This is a genomic window from Janthinobacterium goodfellowi (assembly GCF_051380695.1).
Taxonomy (GTDB): Bacteria; Pseudomonadota; Gammaproteobacteria; order Burkholderiales; family Burkholderiaceae_D; genus Janthinobacterium.
In genome coordinates this window covers 454,311-475,192 of sequence record NZ_JBNYXN010000004.1, presented here as the reverse complement: position 1 = coordinate 475,192, position 20,882 = coordinate 454,311, and the positions used below count along the sequence as shown (strand labels likewise).

Below are 20,882 nucleotides of genomic sequence, written 5' to 3'. Positions count from 1 at the left end.
GCCTGGCAGAAGCGTAGCGAGCGTCAGTGATTTGTGGCCGAGAAGCGCAACCGTACTGAAGTACGGTGAGCATCGCCGGCCGCAAAGCGCGACGCGCAGTAGCTTATGTCAGGTATTCTCAGCATATTAACAAAAAAAAGCGGCATCCAAGGACGCCGCTCTTTATTTTCCGCCTTCCAGCAGACGATTAATCCTCGATAATCGGTTGCCCGACCATCGCGTCCACCCGCTCGCGCAACTGTTTGCCCGGTTTGAAGTGGGGTACCCGTTTTTCAGGAACCATCACCTTGTCGCCGGACTTCGGGTTGCGGCCGATGCGCGGGGGCCTGCTGTTCAGGGCAAAACTGCCAAAACCGCGGATCTCGATACGCTGACCGGTCGCCAGGGCGTTGGTCATCGCATCGAGAATGGTCTTGACGGCATACTCCGCATCTTTCGCCACCAGCTGAGAATAACGCTCAGCGAGGCGGTTGATCAGCTCGGACTTTGTCATCTGCCAGTATCCGCGAAGTCTTAGTTCTTGTTATCGAACTTAGCTTTCAACAAGGCGCCCAGGCTGGTGGTGCCCGAAGCTGCGTTGTTGTCGGTAGCTGCCATCTTCTGCATTGCTTCCTGGGTTTCAACGTTGTCTTTCGCTTTGATCGACAGTTGAATACCACGGGCTTTGCGGTCGATGTTCAGAACCATCGCTTCGACGGTGTCGCCGACTTTCAGGTGCGTACCAGCATCTTCAACGCGGTCGCGCGAGATTTCGGAAGCGCGCAGGTAGCCTTCGACTTCTTCGGACAGTTGGATCACGGCGCCTTTAGGCTCAACCGATTTAACGGTACCGGTTACCAGCGAGCCTTTGTCGTTCATGGCTGCGAAGTTGTTGAATGGGTCACCTTCCAGTTGCTTGACGCCCAGGGAAACGCGCTCGCGCTCAACGTCGATGGCCAGAACGATGGCTTCCAGTTCGTCACCTTTCTTGAAGCGACGCACGGCTTCTTCGCCGGTTTCGGTCCAGGACAGGTCGGACAGGTGCACCAGACCGTCGATGTTGCCGGCCAGGCCGATGAACACGCCGAAGTCGGTGATCGATTTGATCGCGCCGCGGACTTTATCGCCCTTCTTGTGGGTCACGCCAAAGTCATCCCAAGGGTTGGCTTTGCACTGCTTCATACCCAGCGAGATACGACGACGCTCTTCGTCGATTTCCAGAACCATTACTTCTACTTCGTCGCCCAGTTGGACAACTTTGTTAGGAGCAACGTTTTTGTTCGTCCAGTCCATTTCGGAAACGTGTACCAGACCTTCGATACCCTGTTCCACTTCAACGAACGCGCCGTAGTCGGTCAGGTTCGTTACTTTACCGAACAGACGGGTGCTTTGTGGGTAACGACGGGACAGACCGGTCCAAGGATCGTCGCCCAGTTGTTTCACGCCCAGCGAAACACGGTTTTTCTCTTGATCGTACTTCAGGACCTTGGCGGTGATTTCCTGGCCAACCGTCAGGACTTCCGACGGGTGACGTACACGGCGCCATGCCAGGTCGGTGATGTGCAGCAGGCCATCGATACCGCCCAGATCCACGAACGCGCCGTAGTCGGTGATATTTTTGACGACGCCGGTCACGACCGTGCCTTCTTTCAGCGTTTCCATCAGTTTCTGACGCTCTTCGCCCATCGAAGCTTCGATGACGGCGCGGCGGGACAGAACCACGTTGTTACGCTTGCGATCCAGCTTGATCACTTTGAATTCGAGGGTCTTGCCTTCGAATGGGGTGGTGTCTTTGACAGGACGGGTATCAACCAGCGAGCCCGGCAGGAATGCGCGGATGCCGTTGGTCAACACGGTCAGACCGCCTTTGACTTTACCATTGACGGTACCGACGACGATTTCGCCCGATTCCATCGCTTTTTCCAGAGCCAGCCACGAAGCCAGACGCTTGGCTTTATCGCGCGACAGGATGGTATCGCCGAAACCGTTTTCCAGCGATTCGATCGCCACGGAAACGAAGTCACCAACTTTGACTTCCAGTTCGCCGTGGTCGTTCTTGAATTCTTCGACAGGGATGAATGCTTCGGATTTGAGGCCAGCGTTCACGATCACGAAATTGTGGTCGAGGCGCACGACTTCAGCGGAAATAACTTCGCCGGAGCGCATATCTTGACGCGACAACGATTCCTCGAAGAGCGCAGCAAAACTTTCCATACCGGTAGATTCGTTAGTTGTAACAGTAGACATAGGGTTCACACAGGTTATCCAGCAGAGATCGCACGATGCGACTTAAACTGGGTTAGGTTTTTGACACACCCGGACAGGCCAGGAGCCGTCAACGGGCACCACATAGCACAACAACACGCTATTTTGCTGCAGCTGCATACCATTTCAACACGGTTTCAACGGCATCATCTGCCGTCATTTCCGACGTATCGAGGACATGCGCCCCTTCCGCGGGGACCAGCGGCGCAATCGCACGGTGAGTATCACGTTCGTCCCGCGCCTGCAAATCCATCAGAAGGTCTTCCATATTAGCAGAAAAACCCTTGTCTATCAATTGCTTGTAGCGCCGTTGCGCGCGCGCCTCGACACTGGCCGTGAGGAACACCTTCAATTGGGCATGCGGGAAGATCACCGTGCCCATGTCGCGCCCGTCGGCCACTAGGCCCGGCGTCTTGCGAAAACCCAGTTGCAAGCTGACCAGGGCCTGGCGCACCGTTGGCAACACGGCAATTTTCGACGCCGTGTTGCCCACTTCTTCGGCACGGATGTGCTCGGTGACGTTTTCCTGCGCCAGCAGGATCTCGCCATTGGCGAAGTGGCAAGGCAAGTGCTCGGCCAGCTTGGCCAGCGCGTGCTCGTCGCGCAAGTCCGTGCCGCGGCGCAGCGCGCTCAAGGCCGTCAGCCGGTACAGCGCGCCCGAATCCAGGTAATGAAAGCCCAGCTTGTCGGCCACGCGGTGCGCCACCGTGCCCTTGCCGGAAGCGGTGGGGCCGTCGATGGCGATGACTGGGATGGTGGAGGTCGGCATTGTATTATTTATCAATTAAATTAAGGTATCTTTGGCAATCGCCGCGAAGGCGGCGAAATACTCGGGGAAGGTCTTGGCCACGCATTTCGGATCGTTGATGCGCATCTCGTTGCCGCGGCGGGCGGCGCCATCGAGCGCGGCGAGCGAGAAGCACATGGCCATGCGGTGGTCGTCATACGTGTCGATGGTCGCGGCCTGGATTTCCGCCGGCGGCGTCACGCGCAGGTAGTCGGCGCCCTCTTCCACTTCCGCGCCCAGCTTACGCAATTCCGTCGCCATGGCGGCCAGGCGGTCCGTCTCCTTCACCCGCCAGCTGGCGATGTTGCGCAAGGTCGAGGTGCCGTCCGCGTACAGGGCGGCCACGGCGATCGTCATGGCCGCGTCGGGGATGTGATTAAAGTCCATATCGACGGCTTTCAGCACGCCGTTCGAACGGGCCTCGATCCAGTTCTCGCCCATGGTGATGGTCGCGCCCATCTGCTGCAAGGCTTCGACGAAACGCACGTCGCCCTGGATGCTGTCGCGCCCCACGCCTTCCACGCGCACGGGACCGCCGCCGATGGCGCCGGCCGCCAGGAAATACGAGGCCGACGAGGCATCGCCTTCGACGTGGATCGTGCCCGGGCTTTGATACTGCTGGCCCGGCTGCACGGTGAACGACTGCCAGCCGTCATGCTCGACCGTCACGCCGAAGCGGCGCATCAGGTTCAGGGTGATCTCGATATACGGCTTCGAAATCAGCTCGCCCGTCACATCGATGGTCACCGCATGGTCGCGCGCCATCAGCGGCGCCACCATCAGCAAGGCCGTCAGGAACTGGCTCGACACGTTGCCGCGCACGGCGATGCGTTGCGCGTGGATGTGGCCGCGGCGGATGCGCAGCGGCGGGAAGCCCTGCTCGCCCGTGTACTCGATCTGCGTACCGACGGCGTTCAGCGCGTCGACCAGGTCGCCGATGGGGCGCTCGTGCATGCGCGACACGCCGTGCAGCGTGTAGTCGCCGCCGATCACGGCCAGCGCCGCCGTCAGCGGGCGGATCGCCGTGCCGGCGTTGCCCATGAACAGGTCCGCCTCGTGGTGCGGAAACACGCCGCCGCAGCCTTCCACGTGGTGCACCTGGTGGGCCGTGGCCGGGTCGCCCGTCAATTCATCCTGCGTCCATTTGACGCCCAGCGACGTCAATGCCGTCAGCATGACGAAGGTGTCGTCGGAGGCGAGCAAGTCGATGATCTTCGTCGTGCCCTTGGCCAGCGCGGCCAGCAGCAGCACGCGGTTGGAAATGCTTTTCGAGCCGGGCAAACGCACCGTGCCTTCGGCGTGCATCACCGGTTTCAGATCGATATGGTGGGGGTAGTGCTTGGTCTGGGTCATGCTGGAATCCTTGAGTATTTATCGTGTGGGCGCGGCCGGCATTTCCGCCGTTTCGATCGCCTCGATCCATTGCTGCCGCGCGTGCTGGGCGTTCGCATACACGCCCTCGATGGCGGCGCCGTCGTGCGCGGCCAGGTGGGCGCGCAAGGTCGTCAACTGCGCCAGGTAGGCGTCCAGTTCATGCAGCAGCGCCGGCTGGTTGGCCAGGCTGATGTCGCGCCACATTTCCGGCGATGAGCCGGCGATGCGCGTAAAGTCGCGAAAGCCGCTGGCCGCGTATTGAAACAGCAGGCCCGCGTGCGGTTTGTTGGCGATGTCGTCGACCAGCGCAAAGGCCAGCAAATGCGGCAGATGGCTGACGGCGGCAAACACCTTGTCATGTTCCTCGGGGCTCAAGGTGTGCAGGATGGCGCCGCAGGCGCGCCACGCGGCCGCCACGCGTTCCACGTCAGGCGCGGCGTTTTCCGCCAGCGGCGTGAGCACCACCTTCTTGCCTTGATACAGATCGATGATGGCCGCGTCGGGGCCATTCGTCTCGCGTCCCGCGATCGGGTGGCCGGGCACGAATTGCGCCACCTTGCCTCCCAGGGCCGCACGCGCGGCCGCCACCACGTCGCTTTTCGTGCTGCCCGCATCGGTGACGACGGTGCCGGGCCGCAGGTGCGGCGCGATGGACGCCAGGATGGCGCCCGTCTGCGCCACTGGCGCGGCCAGCAGCACCAGGTCGGCGCCATGCAAGGCCTCGGCCATGTCGCCGCCGATCTCGTCGATGATGCCCAGCTCGAGCGCGCGCGCCATCGAGGCCGGCGAGCGGCCCATGCCGACCACCGTGCCGACAGCACCCGCGTGCTTCAGGGCGCGCGAGAACGAGCCGCCAATCAGGCCTACGCCAAAGATAACGACCTTGTTCAGTGCAGGCGTCGTCATATGGTCAGGCCAGCGCTTTCGTCAGCGCGGCGATGAAGATGGCATTTTCCTGCGGCAGGCCGATGGAAATGCGCAACCATTGCGGCAAGCCGTAGCTGCCGACGGGACGCACGATCACGCCCTGCTTGAGCAATGCCAGGTTGACGCGCGCGCCCGCCTCATCATCGTCGCCCACTTTGACCAGCACGAAATTGCCGTGCGATGGCACGAATTCCAGGCCCAGTTGCGTAAACGCTTCCGTGAATTGCTGGTAGCCGGCCGCGTTGTTGCGCGCGCTTTGCTCGAGGAAGGCCTTGTCGTTCAGGGCGGCAATCGCGGCGGCCTGCGCCAGCGAGTTGACGTTGAACGGCTGGCGGATGCGGTTCATCAGGTCCGTCAGCACCGGCTGGGCGATGGCAAAGCCGATGCGCAGGCCCGCCAGGCCATACGCCTTCGACAAGGTGCGCGAGACCACCAGGTTCGGATACTGGCGCACCCACGCCGTCGATTCGTACTGGTCGTCGGCCGACAGGAATTCGTTGTAGGCCTCGTCCAGCACGACGACGACGTGCGCCGGCACTTTTTGCAGGAAGGCTTCGAGCTGCGCGGCCGACAGGAAGGTGCCGGTCGGGTTGTTCGGATTGGCGATGAAGACCAGACGCGTGTCGTCGGCAATCGCCGCCGCCATGGCGTCGAGGTCATGGCCGTAGGCTTGCGCCGGCACGACGATGTGGCGTGCGCCCAGGCCTTGCGTTGCCAGCGCATACACGGCGAACGAGTACTGCGAGTAGACGACGGATTGGCCATGCTGCACAAATGCGTGCGCGGCGATTTCCAGGATGTCGTTGCTGCCATTGCCCAGGGTGATCCAGTCGGCCGGCACGTCGTAGCGCTTGGACAGCACGGCTTTCAAGTCGAAGCCGTTGGCGTCCGGGTAGCGGCCCAGGTCGTCGATGGCGGCGATCATCGCCTGCTTCGCCGATTCCGGCATGCCGTACGGGTTTTCATTCGACGCCAGCTTGACGATGGCGGCCTCGTCGAGGCCGAATTCGCGCGCGACTTCCGCGATCGGTTTGCCGCTCTGGTAAGGGGCGATGGCGCGGACGTATTCAGGACCGATATTTTTAGACATGGTGTTCTTTAAAAGTTGGTGATTGATTAGGCTGGTGGCTGTTGTTGGGTTACGCTGCGCTAACCCAACCTACAGCTTACCGTAGGTCGGATTAGCGCAGCGTAATCCGACACCAGTCAACGAAGTCACAGACTGACCGGATACGACCCCAGCACCTTGAAAAACGCCGCATTGCCCTGCAGCTCGGCCAGCGCCTGGGCGACGGCCGCGTCGTGCACGTGGCCCTCCACGTCGACATAGAAATAATACTCCCAGCTGCCCATGCGCGCCGGGCGCGACTCGAAGCGCGTCATCGACACGCCGTGCTTGGCCAGGGGCGCCAGCAACTGGTACACGGCGCCCGCCTTGTTCGGCACGGCCAGCACCAGCGAGGTCTGGTCCTTGCCCGACGGCGCCGTCTGCAAGGTGCCCACGACGGCAAAGCGCGTGCGGTTGTGCGGGTCGTCCTGGATGTGGCCCTTGACCACGCCCAGCTTGTACTGCGCGCCCGCCAGTTCGCTGGCAATCGCGGCCACCGTGCCGTCTTCGCCGGCCATGCGCGCCGCCTCGGCGTTCGAGGCCACGGCGCGGCGCTCGATGTGCGGGTAGTTCTGGTTCAGCCACACCTGGCACTGCGCCAGCGCCTGCGAATGGGCGCAGATGGCGGTGACGCCGTCCATGTTGCCGCTCTTCGTCATCAGGCTGTGGTGCACGGCGATCGCCACTTCGCCGCTGATGATGAGGCTCGTCTGCAGCATCATGTCCAGGGTGCGGTTGACGGCGCCTTCCGAGGAATTTTCGATCGGCACGACGCCGAAGTCCGCCGTCCCCGCCTCGGCGGAACGGAATACTTCATCGATGGACGCGCACGGCAAGCCTTCGACGGCGCTGCCGAACTGCTGGTACACGGCCTGTTCGCTGAAGGTGCCGGCCGGGCCAAGGTAGGCCACGGTGACGCGTTTCTCCAGCGAGCGGCAGGACGACATGATTTCGCGGAAGATGGTCTGCACTTCGCGGTTGCCCATGGGGCCGGGATTGCGCTCGGCCACGCCACGCAGCACCTGCGCCTCGCGCTCGGGGCGGAACACGGGCGCCTGCGTCTCGGCCTTCACGTGGCCCACCTGCTGGGCGATTTGCGCGCGGCGGTTCAGCAGTTCGAGGATTTGCGCGTCGATCGCATCGATCTGTTCGCGCAGCGGTTTCAATTTATCGGTCATGGTTGGTTTGTTTCGTCAGCTGTACTTCAATCATTGCCGCGCGGCCTGCGCCGGCGGCGGGCCGGCACGGTCGCTTAAGCGACTCAGCGTCCGGCAAACTCGTTCAAATAGGTGACCAGGGCTTGCACGCCCTCGATCGGCATCGCGTTATAAATCGATGCACGCATGCCGCCGACGGACTTGTGGCCCTTCAGTTGCAGCAGGCCGCGCTGCTTGGCGCCGGCCAGGAATGCGTCGTTCAGACTTTCATCGCGCAGATAGAACGGGATGGTCATGCGCGAGCGGTATGTGGGGTCGACCCGGTTCTGGTAGAAGTCGTCCGCATCGAGCGCCGCGTACAGCAGCGCCGCTTTCTCAATATTACGCTGTTCCATGGCTGCCACGCCACCCTGGCGTTTGAGCCACTGGAAAACCAGGCCGGCGATATAGATGCCGTAGGTAGGCGGCGTGTTGTACATCGACTCATGTTCGGCCACGATGGTCCAGTCGAAAGCCGACGGGCAGATCGGCAGCGCCTTGCCCAGCAAGTCTTCGCGCACGATGACCAGGGTCAGGCCGGCCGGGCCGATATTTTTCTGCGCGCCGCCGAAGATGACGCCGTATTGCGACACGTCAATCACGCGCGACAGGATGTGCGAGGACATGTCGGCCACGATGGTGGTGCCTGCCGGCACGCTTGGCGCCTGCTGGAATTCCACGCCGTCGATGGTTTCGTTGGTGCAGATGTGCAGGTAGGCGGCACCTGGCGTCAGCTTCCATTCGGCGACGGGCGGCACACCCGTGAAACGGGCGGCCTTCGAGGACGCGGCCACGTTCACATTGGCATACTTGGCCGCTTCCTGGATCGACTTGCCCGACCACGAGCCCGTGTGCACGAAGTCGACGGTGGCCGGCTGCTGCGCGGCCAGGCCCACCAGGTTCATCGGGATGATGGCGTTTTCGCCCAGGCCGCCCCCCTGCAGGAACAGGATTTTATAGTTCTCGGGCACGGCCAGCAGCTCGCGCAGGTCGGCCACGGCCTGCTTGTAGATGGAGATGAACTCGGGACCACGGTGGCTCATTTCCATCACCGACATGCCGCTGCCATGCCAGTCCTGCATTTCGGCTGCCGCTTGCGCCAGCACTTCCTTGGGCAGGACGGCGGGGCCGGCGGAGAAGTTGTAGATATGGGTCACGATACGGTCCTTGGCGAAAATGAAAATTATTGGGGCGACTGCGTGGCCGTCCGTATGACCTGGTCGAGCACGGCATTCACGCGGGGGATCAGCACGCGCTGGCTGATGGCCATCGACTCGGCAGACAGTTGCGGCATGGTGGCCAGCATCTTGCGTCCCAGCGGCGTCTTGTAGAAGGCCGTCAGCTGCTCGACTTCCGGCACCGTGTAAAAGCGCGCATACAGGGGCACCATTTCGTCGCCCAGCTCGTCGATCAGGGTCGGGTCGGCCAGCACCTGCGTCAGGGTGGCGATGGCCAGGGGGATTTCTTCCTCGGCATTGGCCAGCGCGCGCGCCTTGCGCTGCTCGTCCAGCTTCGGATTGCTGTTGATTTGCTGCAGGGCCGACTGGCGTATCATGGCGGGCACCGATTGCAGCATCTGGTCGAAGATGCTGCGCGTGAGTTGCGGGAACTGCATCGCGTCGAGCATGCGCCGCACGGCCACTTTCATGGCGGGGCTGGGCGCCGCCTGGCGCGCGGGCGCGGCTTGCGTGCTCTGGGCCAGGGCCGGCAGGCTCGCAAGAAAGGCCAGCGAAAACGCGGCGAAGAAGGTGGCGACGATTTTTCTCATGGCATGCGGGATGTTGAATGAATGGTAAAAGGGCACTGCCGGATGCATGTCGGCTTACGCCCGACGGGCTAAGCCGACCTACGGAATTCTGCTGGCGGCACCACGAAAAGGCACGCCAATAGCAATTGGGGCTCCCGAAAGAGCCCCAATCATCTTACTCCGGCTGGGCCGGGTCGACAGGATCGGCTGGTTCGGCCGCTGCCGGTGCGGCATCCGTGCCCGCCTCCGTCGTCAGCTCGACTTCGTCGATATCCGTTTCCACCACGCGCTGCAGGCCGGACAGCTTGGTGCCGTCTTCCACGGCGATCAGGGTCACGCCCTGCGTCGCGCGGCCCATCTCGCGGATTTCCGACACGCGGGTGCGGATCAGGACGCCACCGGTGGTGATCAGCATGATTTCATCGCTGGTATCGACCAGGGTCGCGGCAACCACTTTACCGTTGCGCTCGCTGGTCTGGATGGCGATCATGCCTTTCGTGCCACGGCCATGGCGCGTGTACTCGGTGATCGGCGTACGCTTGCCGTAGCCGTTTTCCGTGGCCGTCAGCACCGACTGCTGCTCGTTCTCGGCCACCAGCAGGGCGATCACGTGCTGGCCCTCTTCCAGGTTCATGCCGCGCACGCCGCGCGCCGTGCGGCCCATCGGACGCACATCGTTTTCGTCGAAGCGCACTGCCTTGCCCGAATCGGAGAACAGCATCACGTCGTGCTGGCCGTCGGTCAGCGCCGCGCCGATCAGGAAGTCGCCGTCGTCCAGGTCGACCGCGATGATGCCGGCCTTGCGTGGATTGCTGAAGTCCTTCAGCGGCGTCTTCTTGACGGTGCCGAGGCTGGTCGACATGAAGACGTAATGGTCTTCCGGGAACGTGCGGTTCTCGCCCGACAGCGGCAGGATCACGGTGATCTTTTCGTTGTCCTGCAGCGGGAACATGTTGACGATCGGCTTGCCGCGCGAATTGCGCGAGCCTTGCGGCACTTCCCACACCTTCAGCCAGTACATGCGGCCACGATCCGAGAAGCACAGGATGTAGTCGTGCGTGTTGGCGATGAACAGCTGGTCGATCCAGTCTTCCTCTTTCGTCGCCATGGCCTGCTTGCCGCGGCCGCCGCGCTTCTGCGCGCGGTATTCGGAAATCGGCTGCGCCTTCATGTAGCCGGTGTGCGACAGGGTCACGACCATGTCCTGCGGCGTGATCAGGTCTTCCGTCTCGAGGTCGGTCGCGTTCAGCTCGATCTGCGAGCGGCGCACGTCCTTGTTGCCGGCGCCGTATTCGTTCTTCGCCGCCGTCATTTCATCGGTGATGATGACGGTGACGCGTTCCGGCTTGGCCAGGATGTCGAGCAAGTCGGCGATATGTTCCATCACGTCCTTGTACTCGTTGACGATCTTGTCCTGCTCCAGGCCCGTCAGGCGCTGCAGGCGCATCTGCAAGATTTCCTGCGCCTGGTCGTCCGACAGCTTGTACAGGCCATCGGTCTGCATGCCGTAGTGCTTCGGCAGGTTTTCCGGACGGTAGGCATCGACGCCGCCCGGCGTCGTGCCGTCGCCCGTACGGGCCAGCATTTCGCGCACGACGGACGAATCCCAGGCCTTGGCCATCAGTTCGACCTTGGCGATCGGCGGCGTCGGCGCAGCCTTGATGATGGCGATGAAGTCATCGATGTTGGCCAGTGCGACCGCCAGGCCTTCGAGCACGTGACCGCGTTCGCGCGCCTTGCGCAGTTCGAACACGGTGCGGCGCGTGACCACTTCGCGGCGGTGCGACAGGAAGCATTGCAGCATCTGCTTGAGGTTCAGCAGCTTCGGCTGACCATCGACCAGGGCCACCATGTTCATGCCGAAGGTGTCTTGCAACTGGGTCTGCTTGTACAGGTTGTTCAGCACCACTTCCGGCACTTCGCCCCGTTTCAGCTCGATCACCACGCGCATGCCCGACTTGTCGGATTCGTCGCGGATGTCGGAAATGCCGTCGAGCTTCTTGTCGCGCACGTTTTCAGCGATGCGTTCCAGCAAGGATTTCTTGTTGACCTGGAATGGCAGCTCGTCGACGATGATGGCGATGCGGCCGCCATCCTTGCCGTATTCCTCGAAGTGGGTCTTGGCGCGCATGACGACGCGGCCGCGGCCCGTGCGGTAGCCGTCGCGCACGCCGGACACGCCGTAGATGATGCCGGCCGTCGGGAAGTCCGGCGCCGGGATCAGCTCGATCAATTCATCGATCGTGCAATCGGGGTTGCGCAGCACGTGCAGCGCGCCGTCGATGACTTCGGTGATGTTGTGTGGCGGGATGTTCGTCGCCATGCCGACGGCGATACCGGACGAGCCATTGATCAGCAGGTTCGGGATACGCGTCGGCAAGACCGTCGGCTCCTTTTCCTTGCCGTCGTAGTTGGGCTGGAAGTCGACGGTGTCCTTGTCGATATCGGCCAGCAGCTCGCTGGCGATCTTGTCCAGGCGGCACTCGGTATAACGCATCGCCGCGGCGCCGTCGCCGTCGACGGAACCGAAGTTGCCCTGGCCATCGACGAGCATGTAGCGCAGCGAAAAATCTTGCGCCATGCGCACCAGCGTGTCGTAGATCGAGGCATCGCCGTGGGGATGGTATTTACCCATGGTTTCGCCGACCACGCGGGCGCACTTGACGTAAGGGCGGTTCCACACGTTATTCATTTCATGCATCGCGAACAAGACGCGGCGGTGCACTGGCTTCAAGCCATCGCGCGCATCGGGCAAGGCGCGACCGACGATCACGCTCATGGCGTAATCGAGGTAGCTCTTGCGCATCTCTTCTTCGAGGGAAATAGGAATTGTTTCTTTTGCGAATTGATCCATTGGCGGTTCGACTGATCTCAGGCTGTGGTTAACTTATCTGTTACGCAATGTATGACGCAATACTGCATATCCTGGGTGGCTGTCGTCGTGGCCATGCAGTGCCGCCGTGGGCATTTGCTCGACACTCTTGACAGTCAAGCGCACGATTTTAGCATGCGCGCCCAGCTACCTGTACAAATTGGCCATACCAACAAGATTGGCAGTTTGCACCGGGGCCGTGCATGTTGACCTGTCGATAATGCACAATGGCAATATCAGTTCAAGACACCTGCCCTTAAAAGAGGCAAAAAAAACGATCAATTGTTACAGACGCGTTACAAATGGGCATTTTCGTTGCGCAAAAACAACGCGCGGTCTAAAATCGGGCAAGCTTTGATTTAACCACGGTCGTGTGCCCCTGATGCGTGTGGCAAAATGACTGAGAAGTTAATTGCTAGTTTCGCAATCTGAAACGAGCGCATATGGTCTACATGATAAAATCTTGGCACGTAGCACCAGTAGCGCAGTGTTGTTCTGCGGATATCACCCCCCGAAAGGAAAAAAGAATGAATAAATTTGTAACGCTGTTTTTCGCTGCATCCGCAGTGATTGCTGGCTCGGCTTCGGCCCAAACCCCAACCTCCCCACCATTCGCGCCAGTTACCACTGACATCAAAGCACCAAGCCCAAAAAGCGCTTACGTGCAAGATGCCCGCGGCGTAATCGTGCGTGACCCATTCGGCCTGTGCTGGCGCACCGGCTACTGGACACCTGCTGACGCAGTGCCAGGTTGCGACGTGCCACTGTGCGTAGAGCCAGAAACCCTGCAAGACGGCAAATGCGTAGCGCCTCCAGCGCCAGTCGTACCAGCACCGGCACCAGCCGTTGTCGTGCCAGTACCAGTCGTCGTTGCTCCTACCTCGGAAAAAGTCAGCTTCGCTGCTGATGCCTTCTTCGATTTCGACAAAGCTACGCTGAAGCCAGAAGGCAAAGCCAAGCTGGACGAGCTGACCGCACAACTGGGCGGCATCAACCTGGAAGTCATCATCGCTGTGGGTCACACCGACTCCGTCGGCACCGATGCTTACAACCAAAAACTGTCGGTACGTCGTGCTGATGCTGTCAAAGCCTACCTGGTCACCAAAGGCGTTGAAAGCAACCGCGTGTACACCGAAGGCAAAGGCGAGAAACAACCTGTTGCTGATAACAAAACTGCCGAAGGCCGTGCGAAAAACCGTCGCGTGGAAATCGAAGTTGTTGGTACCCGCAACAAGTAATAGCTGCCCCCCTGGACTTGCCGCGAGTCATCGCGCAAGTCAAGAACAGCATGAAAAACCCCGCCACGGCGGGGTTTTTTTTCGTCCGTGGCTGCCCAATTGTAAAATTGCCGCTATTATTCGACCTATGAACGCCGACCCTCTCGAAATCCAAAAATTCAGTGAGCTGGCCCACCGCTGGTGGGACCCCACTTCCGAGTTTCGTCCCCTGCACGAAATTAACCCCCTGCGCCTGGAATGGATCAACGCAAAAGTGCCGCTGGCCGGCAAGCGCGTGATCGACATCGGCTGCGGCGGCGGCATCCTGGCCGAATCGATGGCCCGCAAGGGCGCCGACGTCACGGGCATCGACCTGTCCGACAAGGCGTTGAAAGTGGCCGACCTGCACAGCCTGGAATCGGGCGCCAAGGTGCGCTACAAGCTGATCGCCGCCGAAGCCATGGCCGAGGAAGAGCCGGGCCAGTACGACGTCGTGACCTGCATGGAAATGCTCGAGCACGTGCCGGACCCCGCCGCCATCGTCCAGGCTTGCGCCACCTTGGTGAAACCGGGCGGCCACGTCTTCCTGTCGACCCTGAACCGCAACCCGAAAGCGTACCTGTTCGCCATCCTGGGCGCCGAATACCTGCTGCGCCTGCTGCCGAAGGGCACGCACGACTATGACAAGTTCATCACCCCGGCCGAACTGTCGCAATACGTGCGCAGCGCCGGCCTGGACGTCAACAGCATGCGTGGCATGGGCTACAATCCGCTGACCAAGATTTACTCACTTAATAGCGATACCAGCGTCAATTACCTGGTGGCCTGCACCCGGCCGCTGTAACCATCACGCACAATACAAGGCGGCTGCGGCCGCCATTTTTCATTCCTACTTGACACACTTTGCCCGCCATGATCACTGACCATCTGCCAGCCCCGCGCGCCATCCTGTTCGACCTCGACGGCACGCTGGCCGACACCGCGCCCGACCTGGCGGCGGCCATCAACCTGCTGCGCGCGCGCGCCGGCCTGGCGCCGACCCCGTATGACATCCTGCGCCCCACGGCCTCGGCCGGCGCGCGCGGCATGATAGGCGCGTCGTATGGCATCGCGCCAGGCGAAAGCGGCTACGAAGCCCTGAAAGACGGCTTCCTGAACAATTACGAAGCGGCCCTGGCCGTGGAAAGCCGTTTATTCGACGGCATCCCCGCCATGCTCGACGGCTTGCAGGCGCTGGGCCTGGCCTGGGGCGTGGTCACCAACAAGGCCGCCCGCTTCACCGACCCGCTGGTCGGCCAGATCGGCCTGGGCGGCGCCGGCTGCGTGATCTCGGGCGACACGATGCCCCACCCGAAACCCCACCCCGCCCCCCTGCTGGAAGCGGCGCGCCGTCTGGACCTGGCGCCGGAAGACTGCTGGTACGTGGGCGACGACCTGCGCGACATCCAGGCCGGCCGCGCCGCCGGCATGCGCACGGTCGCCTGCGCCTGGGGCTACTGCGGCCCCGTCGAACCGCAGCACTGGAACGCCGACCACCTGCTGGACACGCCGCAAGCGTTGCTGGAACTGGTGACTGGCGTGGTGAAGGCGGCGCAGGAGCGGCAGCTGGCGGCTTGAGGCGCATGCCTTACGTCGAGAGCACGAATGCATCATGCAAGAGTGGGCGGATTGCGCTACAATGAAGGTTCTGTGGGGACGACCTGGTTTCGACGTGGGTTGCAAAGCAGCGCAGGGCATACCGAGGGCGGGCTACCTCGTAAATACAACCTGAAAAAACTTAACTGCAAACGATAACTCGTACGCACTGGCAGCTTAATCGCTGTTAGCTCTAGAACACCTCGTCCCTGGGGTGGGCCGTCAAAAGCTCTAGAGTCATTTACAGGGACTCGTCGTATGCTGGGTTACTTAGCGTCCGACTAAATAATAGGTAACTCGCTTGCCCATAACGTGCACATCCGTGCTGGCTGAGTTAAATTAAATGATAGTGCTAAGTATGTAGAACTGTCTGTGGAGTGCTTGCGGACGCGGGTTCGATTCCCGCCGTCTCCACCACTGAATAAATAAAAGGGCTTCCCCGTTTTGGCGGGGAGGCCCTTTTTATTTATTCCATGCATGCAGAACGCGGGCATCGACTCCGCGTCCGCTACGGGCGCGGGGGTTTTGCGGCGCCTTCGGCGAGCGCAGCTCGGCGCCGCAAAACCGGGTTGCGCTTGCAAGCGCAACCCTCTCCGATTGTTCTGGCTACCTTTTGCGCCGCAGGCGGTTTTTCCTAAAAATAACCTTAGCCGCTCAGGCTGTGTGCGAATACCGGACCTGACCCTCGTGTAGTGGTCAACCCATCCCGGACACTACGTTAAGTTTTTCTTCGGCGACGGCCGGTGCCAGTCCCTGGTTGAACTGATGTGGCCGTATCCAGTTATACCGGTGCATCAGGTAGTGGCTAATATCCCGTTGTGCTTCCTGTGCCGTCATGTAACCAGTTGACGGCAGCCATTCAGTTTTGAAGCTGCGGAACAGCCGCTCCATCGGGGAGTTATCCCAACAATTTCCCCGACGGCTCATACTCTGTCGTATCCGATAGCGCCACAAGCGCTGACGGAATTTTCGACTGGCGTACTGGCTACCTTGATCCGAATGAAACAGCAGCCTCTGCGGTCGACCTCGCTGCTCGTAAGCCATTTCCAGCGCTTGCACAACAAGGTCGGCATCGGGTCGTAGCGAGAATGCCCAGCCCACCGCCCGGCGAGCAAATAAATCCAACACCACAGCCAGGTAATACCATCGGCCTTGCGCCCAGACATAGGTGATGTCCTCGCACCAGACCTGATTTGGCGCCTCCACTGTGAATTCACGGTTGAGGTGGTTCGGAATATCGACCCTTTCCACCGTAGCCTGCTTATAGGCATGGCTGCCAGGCTGTTTGCAGACCAGCCCTAGCTCTTCCATCAAACGACTGACTTTGAAGCGGCCAATTGCCGTGCCTTCCTCGCGCATCATGCCTATGATGCTGCGGCTTCCCGCCGAACTGCGACTCTCGACGAACAACTCGTGCACGCGGCCACGCAATGCCATGCGCTCAACATCAATGTGCCGGGCGCGCTCCCGATGCGCATACAGGCATGACCGCGCTACGTCGAACACCGCGCAGATCAACTCGATTGATTCGTCACCACAAATCTGATCGATTACCTCGTACGTTCTATCCCTTCCGACATCAAGAGCGCGGTAGCCTTTTCTAAAATCGACTTCTCCCGCTCGAGATGCTCAATACGTGCTTCGAGTTCCTGTATTCGCTGCTGATCTGGCGTCATTGCCTTGCTCTGCGGCGTGATGCCTTGCCGCTCCAACTGCAGCTGCTGCACCCAGCGGCGCAGCACCGATTCGCCGATGCCGACCGACCGGCTTGCCTCCACGTGGCTGTATCCTTGATCCAGCACCAAGCATGCTGCCTGCTGTTTGAACTCAGGGGAAAACGTACGTCTTTGCTTGCTCATCAAACACCTCTCCATGGCGAGCATTCTCGCCTAAATCAGTGTCCGGGTACATTAAACCACTACACGGTTAGCCCCAAATTTACCCAGCTTAGAGCCCCGAGCAGACGAGAAGTGTTCGTATCAATAGATCCTGCCTCCGTGATAAGGAGGGGCAGGCCTAGCAGGGGATGCACTTTAGTGCGACATGCTGTATATTTTCACAGTCCTAAATGCGAGCGAGTGCGGGCGATGAAGGGGTTAGTTTGGCGTAGCCAACTCGCGCTTTGCTTTCTGTTGCTTGCCTTGATTTGGTTTTGCGTAAAAAGCCAAATTAATTTTTCGAAACGTGTGTTTCGTTTTAACATACGCCATGACAGTTGTCCGTCTACCTTATAAGAATTTATGGCTTCAGAAAAACTAAAGATCCAAACTCAACTGGCTAGTTGGCTGATGCGTAGAACGCCAGCGGGCGGCGTGAGGCGAGTCGTCCCACTGGCAGCGGCAATCGCCAGTGAGGTTGGTAATGTACGTACGGAAAATCAAGATCGTGCCGTAATTGTTCGAGCGTTGGACCGAGAGGAACGGGAGTATGCCGTGATCGCCATTGCGGACGGCATTGGTGGCATGCGTGACGGCGCTGAATGTGCTTCCTTAGCGCTGGCTGGATTTGTAAGCGCCTTGGATGTCGAAGCAAGACGCCGTGGTTTCGGCGGCGATGAATGGATTAAGCAAGCAGTTTTTGCAGCCGATAGAGCGGTCTATTCAAAATCCAATGGCAATGGTGGCGCTACGTTGGTGGCGCTCGTGATTTGTCCTGGATTGGATGCCCATTGGGTTAGTGTAGGGGATAGTCGTGTATACGCTGCTTCTGGTAGAAGCCTTACACAATTGTCGGTCGATGACACTATTGCTGGTCAGCTTAGAAAAAGTCCCGATGGCGCTTTTGAGCAGTCGAAGCTCCTTCAGTTCATTGGCATGGGGCGCGATTTAGAACCTCACGTTGCTGAACTTGGATATGAGGTGCCAGAAGCGATTCTATTAACTACGGATGGAGTCCATTATTTATCAACGGCTCCTAATTGGTTGGGGCAGATCGCTGGCAATGCGCCTGATCCAGGAACTTGCGTAAAGCGGTTAGTGGAGCTAGCGAAATGGTGTGGGGGTCCGGACAACGCAACCTGTGCAATGGTGTCGCTTACAAACTGGGAGCATGATGAATTGCCGAGCTACCCATGTTTAGAGGTTTGGGATGCGTTTGGAGAGCTTCAAATTCTGTACGGATATGACTCGTTCGATAGTCCCCAGCGATTGTCACCGCCGTCTACACCAAAAATATCGATAGGTGCGGCCTTACGTCTTCAGCAAGCCCGAAGTGACGGTGATGATGAGGTGGCGAATCTGAAGATTCCGCCAAGAACGCAGAAGAAGCAAAAATCGTCTTCCAGACGAAAGCTTAAAGATTTAGTTGAGCTGACTGAAGATGAGGTACCTCAGTTATCTATGAAGTTTCCTACCAAGTCTAATGAGTAAGGTCAGCGCATGATGCTTATTGAGGACCGTTATGAGTTTTCCGGCAAGCCATTGCATGGTGGAATGGCTGCGGTACTTCCTTGTCATGATTCAATTCTAGAACGGCAAGTCGCTATAAAAATAATGCCCGGAAGTGCGCAGCGTCGTCGTGTACGAGATGAGCTGTCAGCCTTACTAAAGATGCGTTCCAAACACGTTGTGCAGGTCTACGATATCTTGAGTATGAATGGAGATGACTTGGCAATCGTGCAAGAATTTATTGTTGGTGATGACCTCTTCAGTCCAGCGGTTGTTCCAACTAGTGATCTGGACTATGTAAAACTTGTTTGGCAAATCGCATCTGGCATTTCTGATATTCATGCATTGGGCATCATCCACAGAGACATTAAGCCCAACAATATGAAACTTGATGCTGAAGGTCTTATCAAGATTTTTGACTTCGGCCTTGCTAGGGAGGAGGGGCCAAATGCCGCTACAACGGGGTTCATAGGTACTCGCGGATTTGCAGCCCCCGAGCTATATCGGCATGATGCTCAATTTACGGCTGCTGTGGATATCTATGCTTTTGCTATGACGGCGCTCTATTTGGGCTTGCAGAGTGTGCCTGATGAACTTTATGCCCAACCACCTGGGCCGCCCGCTGCCAACTATTTTGATCTACTCCCATATCGGTTGAACGGCGAAGTTACGTCTATTTTGCATGCCTGCCTTTCCGCTGATCCGCTGGTTCGTCCCCCAATGCAAGAGGTGCGGCGGATTCTGGCAAAGCATCTCTTGTATGACAGGCACAAGGCCCTTATTGTTTTTAATGGACGGCCTTCTTATTTAGATCGCTCTAATCGTTCTGTTAGTCTTGATTTGCCCCGCATGGGAGGGGTGGAAATACAATATGACGGTTTTAGCTTCCGAGTGATTGCTGTTAGTGGTTCGGTTTACATTAATAACGCCCCTTGCTCGTTAAATGATGTTTTGCCAGGTGCCTGTGTAGTCACTCTGGGAGCGCCAGAGTTTAGGAATCTTCGTAAATACATCACGTTTGATTTATCACATCCGGAGATCGTCCTTTGAGTGGTCCATTAAAAGAAGGTGATACTATCGCGCAGCGATACGTTGTTCAGCGTTATGTGGGCGAGGGAGGGATGCAGTTTGTTTATGCCGCTTACGATCAACTTACTGAACGGCTAGTTGCATTGAAGACGCCGAAGAATAAGTCGGCGCAGAAGCGCTTCCGTAGAAGTGCTGTAGTGGCTGCAAAGGTCAATCATCCGAATGTTGCAAAAACCTTGGACTACATTAGGGACGGCGATGACAGGTACCTAATTGAGGAATTAGTTGAGGGCGAAGACCTTAAGGCAGCTCTACTCGTTCATACCGAATTTCTTGAACCATACTTAGCTGCTAAAGTTTTTCATCATTTGGCGAAGGGTGTTGCAGCCGCACATCATGCCGGAGTGGTCCATCGTGATCTTAAACCCACGAATATCATGGTAGTGGGAGGATATAGCCTAGCTGAGCTAAAGGTGACGGACTTTGGCATTGCAAAAATGGCTGGCGAAGAACTGAGGGAGGCCGTCGAGGGGGGGGATGAAAGTATGACAACCTCCCAAACAGCAGTCGGCGCTCTTCCATATATGGCTCCCGAGGCTATCGAAGACCCTGCTTCAGTTCGTGAGCCCGCAGATATCTGGTCTATCGGGGCAATGATGTATCACCTTCTGTGCGGGAAGTTGCCATTTGGGCAGGGTTTGAGAGCGGTTCCGCAGATTATTGCCGCCCAGGTAGCAGAGGTGCCTCCGTTCTTGGGGGCTAAAGCTCAATTCAAGCCGCTCGCTGAGGAATTAATGGATATCGCGCTCTCATGCTTGAAGAAGAATCCTGCCGAGCGACCTACAGCAGATCAGTTGGTTGGGAGGTGTAGTGAGCTTTGTTACACCTCTTCAGTACGAGAATTCGGTATCGTTCGTCGCTATATGCATGGTGCATTTGGATTTATCGGTACCCCAGAGGGAGACGTATTTTTTCACAACGATTGTGTTTATGGTGCTATTCCCGCAGTGGGGGACCGTGTTGTATTTGCTAGCTATATTGGAGGCGATGCCCCAAGGGCGTTACCAGTGCAAAAAACCGGCACCGATGCATGATCGGCGACCTTCGCAAAATGGCGGCCCCGGAATCGTGCGCTGACGACCTCTAATTCATCTGACACTGCTACTGTAGCCATGTCGTAACGCGAGTTCAGTTCAATAAAGTAGCTATATATTTTTACCCTATGCCATCCAGCAACTGTGGGGGTGTTTTTGGGGGCATAATGAAAAGTGAACTCAACAAGGAAGTCTTAGTGATTTGATTTTAAAAGGATTTTGGAGTTGGTTCGATTCCCGCCGTCACCACTGAATAAATAAAAGGG

Annotated in this window: 17 protein-coding genes and 1 other RNA gene; 7 read left to right on the top strand and 11 right to left on the bottom strand. The window is 58.9% G+C overall.

Annotated elements, in window-relative coordinates; all coding sequences use genetic code 11:
• Nucleotides 1-187 precede the first annotated feature (187 nt).
• From ACQ4WQ_RS18110 to gyrA, 10 genes are all read right to left on the bottom strand, one after another.
• Nucleotides 188-493 carry an integration host factor subunit beta gene (locus ACQ4WQ_RS18110; protein WP_008446215.1) on the bottom strand — a complete coding sequence of 102 codons (306 nt, stop codon included), beginning with the start codon at nucleotides 491-493 and terminating at the stop codon, nucleotides 188-190.
• Nucleotides 494-513: 20 nt separating this feature from the next.
• Nucleotides 514-2,226: a 30S ribosomal protein S1 gene (gene rpsA / locus ACQ4WQ_RS18105; RefSeq protein WP_071650172.1), complete on the bottom strand. Its 1,713-nt coding sequence runs from the start codon at nucleotides 2,224-2,226 to the stop codon at nucleotides 514-516.
• A gap of 118 nt (nucleotides 2,227-2,344) precedes the next feature.
• Nucleotides 2,345-3,013 carry a (d)CMP kinase gene (gene cmk / locus ACQ4WQ_RS18100; protein ID WP_436498946.1) on the bottom strand — a complete coding sequence of 223 codons (669 nt, stop codon included), beginning with the start codon at nucleotides 3,011-3,013 and terminating at the stop codon, nucleotides 2,345-2,347.
• A gap of 15 nt (nucleotides 3,014-3,028) precedes the next feature.
• Nucleotides 3,029-4,384: a 3-phosphoshikimate 1-carboxyvinyltransferase gene (aroA, locus tag ACQ4WQ_RS18095; protein ID WP_436498944.1), complete on the bottom strand. Its 1,356-nt coding sequence runs from the start codon at nucleotides 4,382-4,384 to the stop codon at nucleotides 3,029-3,031.
• Nucleotides 4,385-4,402: 18 nt separating this feature from the next.
• Nucleotides 4,403-5,311: a prephenate dehydrogenase gene (locus ACQ4WQ_RS18090; protein ID WP_436498942.1), complete on the bottom strand. Its 909-nt coding sequence runs from the start codon at nucleotides 5,309-5,311 to the stop codon at nucleotides 4,403-4,405.
• Nucleotides 5,312-5,315: 4 nt separating this feature from the next.
• Nucleotides 5,316-6,422 carry a histidinol-phosphate transaminase gene (gene hisC, locus ACQ4WQ_RS18085; protein WP_436498940.1) on the bottom strand — a complete coding sequence of 369 codons (1,107 nt, stop codon included), beginning with the start codon at nucleotides 6,420-6,422 and terminating at the stop codon, nucleotides 5,316-5,318.
• Nucleotides 6,423-6,547: 125 nt separating this feature from the next.
• The gene (pheA, locus tag ACQ4WQ_RS18080; protein ID WP_436498938.1) at nucleotides 6,548-7,618 is read right to left on the bottom strand and encodes a prephenate dehydratase; all 1,071 of its coding nucleotides are present in this window, start codon (nucleotides 7,616-7,618) and stop codon (nucleotides 6,548-6,550) included.
• Nucleotides 7,619-7,701: 83 nt separating this feature from the next.
• Nucleotides 7,702-8,793, bottom strand: a complete 1,092-nt coding sequence (gene serC, locus ACQ4WQ_RS18075; protein WP_436498936.1) for a 3-phosphoserine/phosphohydroxythreonine transaminase — start codon at nucleotides 8,791-8,793, stop codon at nucleotides 7,702-7,704.
• Nucleotides 8,794-8,819: 26 nt separating this feature from the next.
• Nucleotides 8,820-9,404, bottom strand: a complete 585-nt coding sequence (locus ACQ4WQ_RS18070) for a DUF2059 domain-containing protein (protein ID WP_436498934.1) — start codon at nucleotides 9,402-9,404, stop codon at nucleotides 8,820-8,822.
• A gap of 154 nt (nucleotides 9,405-9,558) precedes the next feature.
• Nucleotides 9,559-12,237 carry a DNA gyrase subunit A gene (gene gyrA / locus ACQ4WQ_RS18065; protein WP_436498932.1) on the bottom strand — a complete coding sequence of 893 codons (2,679 nt, stop codon included), beginning with the start codon at nucleotides 12,235-12,237 and terminating at the stop codon, nucleotides 9,559-9,561.
• Nucleotides 12,238-12,782: 545 nt separating this feature from the next.
• Between gyrA and ompA the strand changes: the two genes are divergently transcribed.
• The 4 genes from ompA to ssrA all read left to right on the top strand — a co-directional run bounded on the left by ompA (nucleotide 12,783) and on the right by ssrA (nucleotide 15,524).
• The gene (ompA, locus tag ACQ4WQ_RS18060; protein WP_102121617.1) at nucleotides 12,783-13,493 is read left to right on the top strand and encodes an outer membrane protein OmpA; all 711 of its coding nucleotides are present in this window, start codon (nucleotides 12,783-12,785) and stop codon (nucleotides 13,491-13,493) included.
• A 127-nt stretch (nucleotides 13,494-13,620) separates the two neighbouring features.
• Nucleotides 13,621-14,316 (top strand): bifunctional 2-polyprenyl-6-hydroxyphenol methylase/3-demethylubiquinol 3-O-methyltransferase UbiG, encoded by a 696-nt coding sequence (gene ubiG / locus ACQ4WQ_RS18055; protein WP_436498929.1) that lies wholly within the window; start codon nucleotides 13,621-13,623, stop codon nucleotides 14,314-14,316.
• A gap of 68 nt (nucleotides 14,317-14,384) precedes the next feature.
• The gene (locus ACQ4WQ_RS18050) at nucleotides 14,385-15,089 is read left to right on the top strand and encodes an HAD family hydrolase (protein ID WP_436498927.1); all 705 of its coding nucleotides are present in this window, start codon (nucleotides 14,385-14,387) and stop codon (nucleotides 15,087-15,089) included.
• A gap of 74 nt (nucleotides 15,090-15,163) precedes the next feature.
• Nucleotides 15,164-15,524, top strand: a transfer-messenger RNA (tmRNA) gene (gene ssrA, locus ACQ4WQ_RS18045).
• Nucleotides 15,525-15,803: 279 nt separating this feature from the next.
• Here ssrA and ACQ4WQ_RS18040 read toward each other — a convergent pair.
• Nucleotides 15,804-16,966, bottom strand: a protein-coding gene (locus tag ACQ4WQ_RS18040) for an IS3 family transposase (protein ID WP_436499171.1) whose coding sequence is annotated in 2 segments (ribosomal slippage) — nucleotides 15,804-16,708 and nucleotides 16,708-16,966 — 1,164 coding nt in all. Because the reading frame shifts where the segments join, the coding sequence is not laid out codon by codon here.
• A 381-nt stretch (nucleotides 16,967-17,347) separates the two neighbouring features.
• On the opposite strand from ACQ4WQ_RS18040, the gene ACQ4WQ_RS18035 reads away from it, so the two are divergent.
• From ACQ4WQ_RS18035 to ACQ4WQ_RS18025, 3 genes are read left to right on the top strand one after another with little or no spacing between them, the layout of a single operon-like run.
• Complete coding sequence (locus tag ACQ4WQ_RS18035; RefSeq protein ID WP_436498925.1) at nucleotides 17,348-18,475, top strand: PP2C family protein-serine/threonine phosphatase; 1,128 nt, start codon at nucleotides 17,348-17,350, stop codon at nucleotides 18,473-18,475.
• A gap of 9 nt (nucleotides 18,476-18,484) precedes the next feature.
• Nucleotides 18,485-19,543, top strand: coding sequence for a serine/threonine-protein kinase (locus ACQ4WQ_RS18030; protein WP_436498923.1), 1,059 nt, complete (start codon nucleotides 18,485-18,487; stop codon nucleotides 19,541-19,543).
• On the top strand, nucleotides 19,540-20,616 hold the full coding sequence (locus ACQ4WQ_RS18025; protein WP_436498921.1) for a protein kinase domain-containing protein: 1,077 nt from the start codon (nucleotides 19,540-19,542) through the stop codon (nucleotides 20,614-20,616). Before ACQ4WQ_RS18030 ends, ACQ4WQ_RS18025 begins: the two co-directional genes overlap by 4 nt.
• The last annotated feature ends 266 nt before the right edge of the window (nucleotides 20,617-20,882 follow it).

Coding starts and splice junctions, on each gene's coding strand:
- ACQ4WQ_RS18110 (WP_008446215.1), bottom strand. CDS start 493: ATGACAAAGTCCGAGCTGATCAACCGCCTCGCTGAGCGTTATTCTCAG.
- rpsA (WP_071650172.1), bottom strand. CDS start 2,226: ATGTCTACTGTTACAACTAACGAATCTACCGGTATGGAAAGTTTTGCT.
- cmk (WP_436498946.1), bottom strand. CDS start 3,013: ATGCCGACCTCCACCATCCCAGTCATCGCCATCGACGGCCCCACCGCT.
- aroA (WP_436498944.1), bottom strand. CDS start 4,384: ATGACCCAGACCAAGCACTACCCCCACCATATCGATCTGAAACCGGTG.
- ACQ4WQ_RS18090 (WP_436498942.1), bottom strand. CDS start 5,311: ATGACGACGCCTGCACTGAACAAGGTCGTTATCTTTGGCGTAGGCCTG.
- hisC (WP_436498940.1), bottom strand. CDS start 6,422: ATGTCTAAAAATATCGGTCCTGAATACGTCCGCGCCATCGCCCCTTAC.
- pheA (WP_436498938.1), bottom strand. CDS start 7,618: ATGACCGATAAATTGAAACCGCTGCGCGAACAGATCGATGCGATCGAC.
- ACQ4WQ_RS18070 (WP_436498934.1), bottom strand. CDS start 9,404: ATGAGAAAAATCGTCGCCACCTTCTTCGCCGCGTTTTCGCTGGCCTTT.
- gyrA (WP_436498932.1), bottom strand. CDS start 12,237: ATGGATCAATTCGCAAAAGAAACAATTCCTATTTCCCTCGAAGAAGAG.
- ompA (WP_102121617.1), top strand. CDS start 12,783: ATGAATAAATTTGTAACGCTGTTTTTCGCTGCATCCGCAGTGATTGCT.
- ubiG (WP_436498929.1), top strand. CDS start 13,621: ATGAACGCCGACCCTCTCGAAATCCAAAAATTCAGTGAGCTGGCCCAC.
- ACQ4WQ_RS18050 (WP_436498927.1), top strand. CDS start 14,385: ATGATCACTGACCATCTGCCAGCCCCGCGCGCCATCCTGTTCGACCTC.
- ACQ4WQ_RS18035 (WP_436498925.1), top strand. CDS start 17,348: ATGGCTTCAGAAAAACTAAAGATCCAAACTCAACTGGCTAGTTGGCTG.
- ACQ4WQ_RS18030 (WP_436498923.1), top strand. CDS start 18,485: ATGATGCTTATTGAGGACCGTTATGAGTTTTCCGGCAAGCCATTGCAT.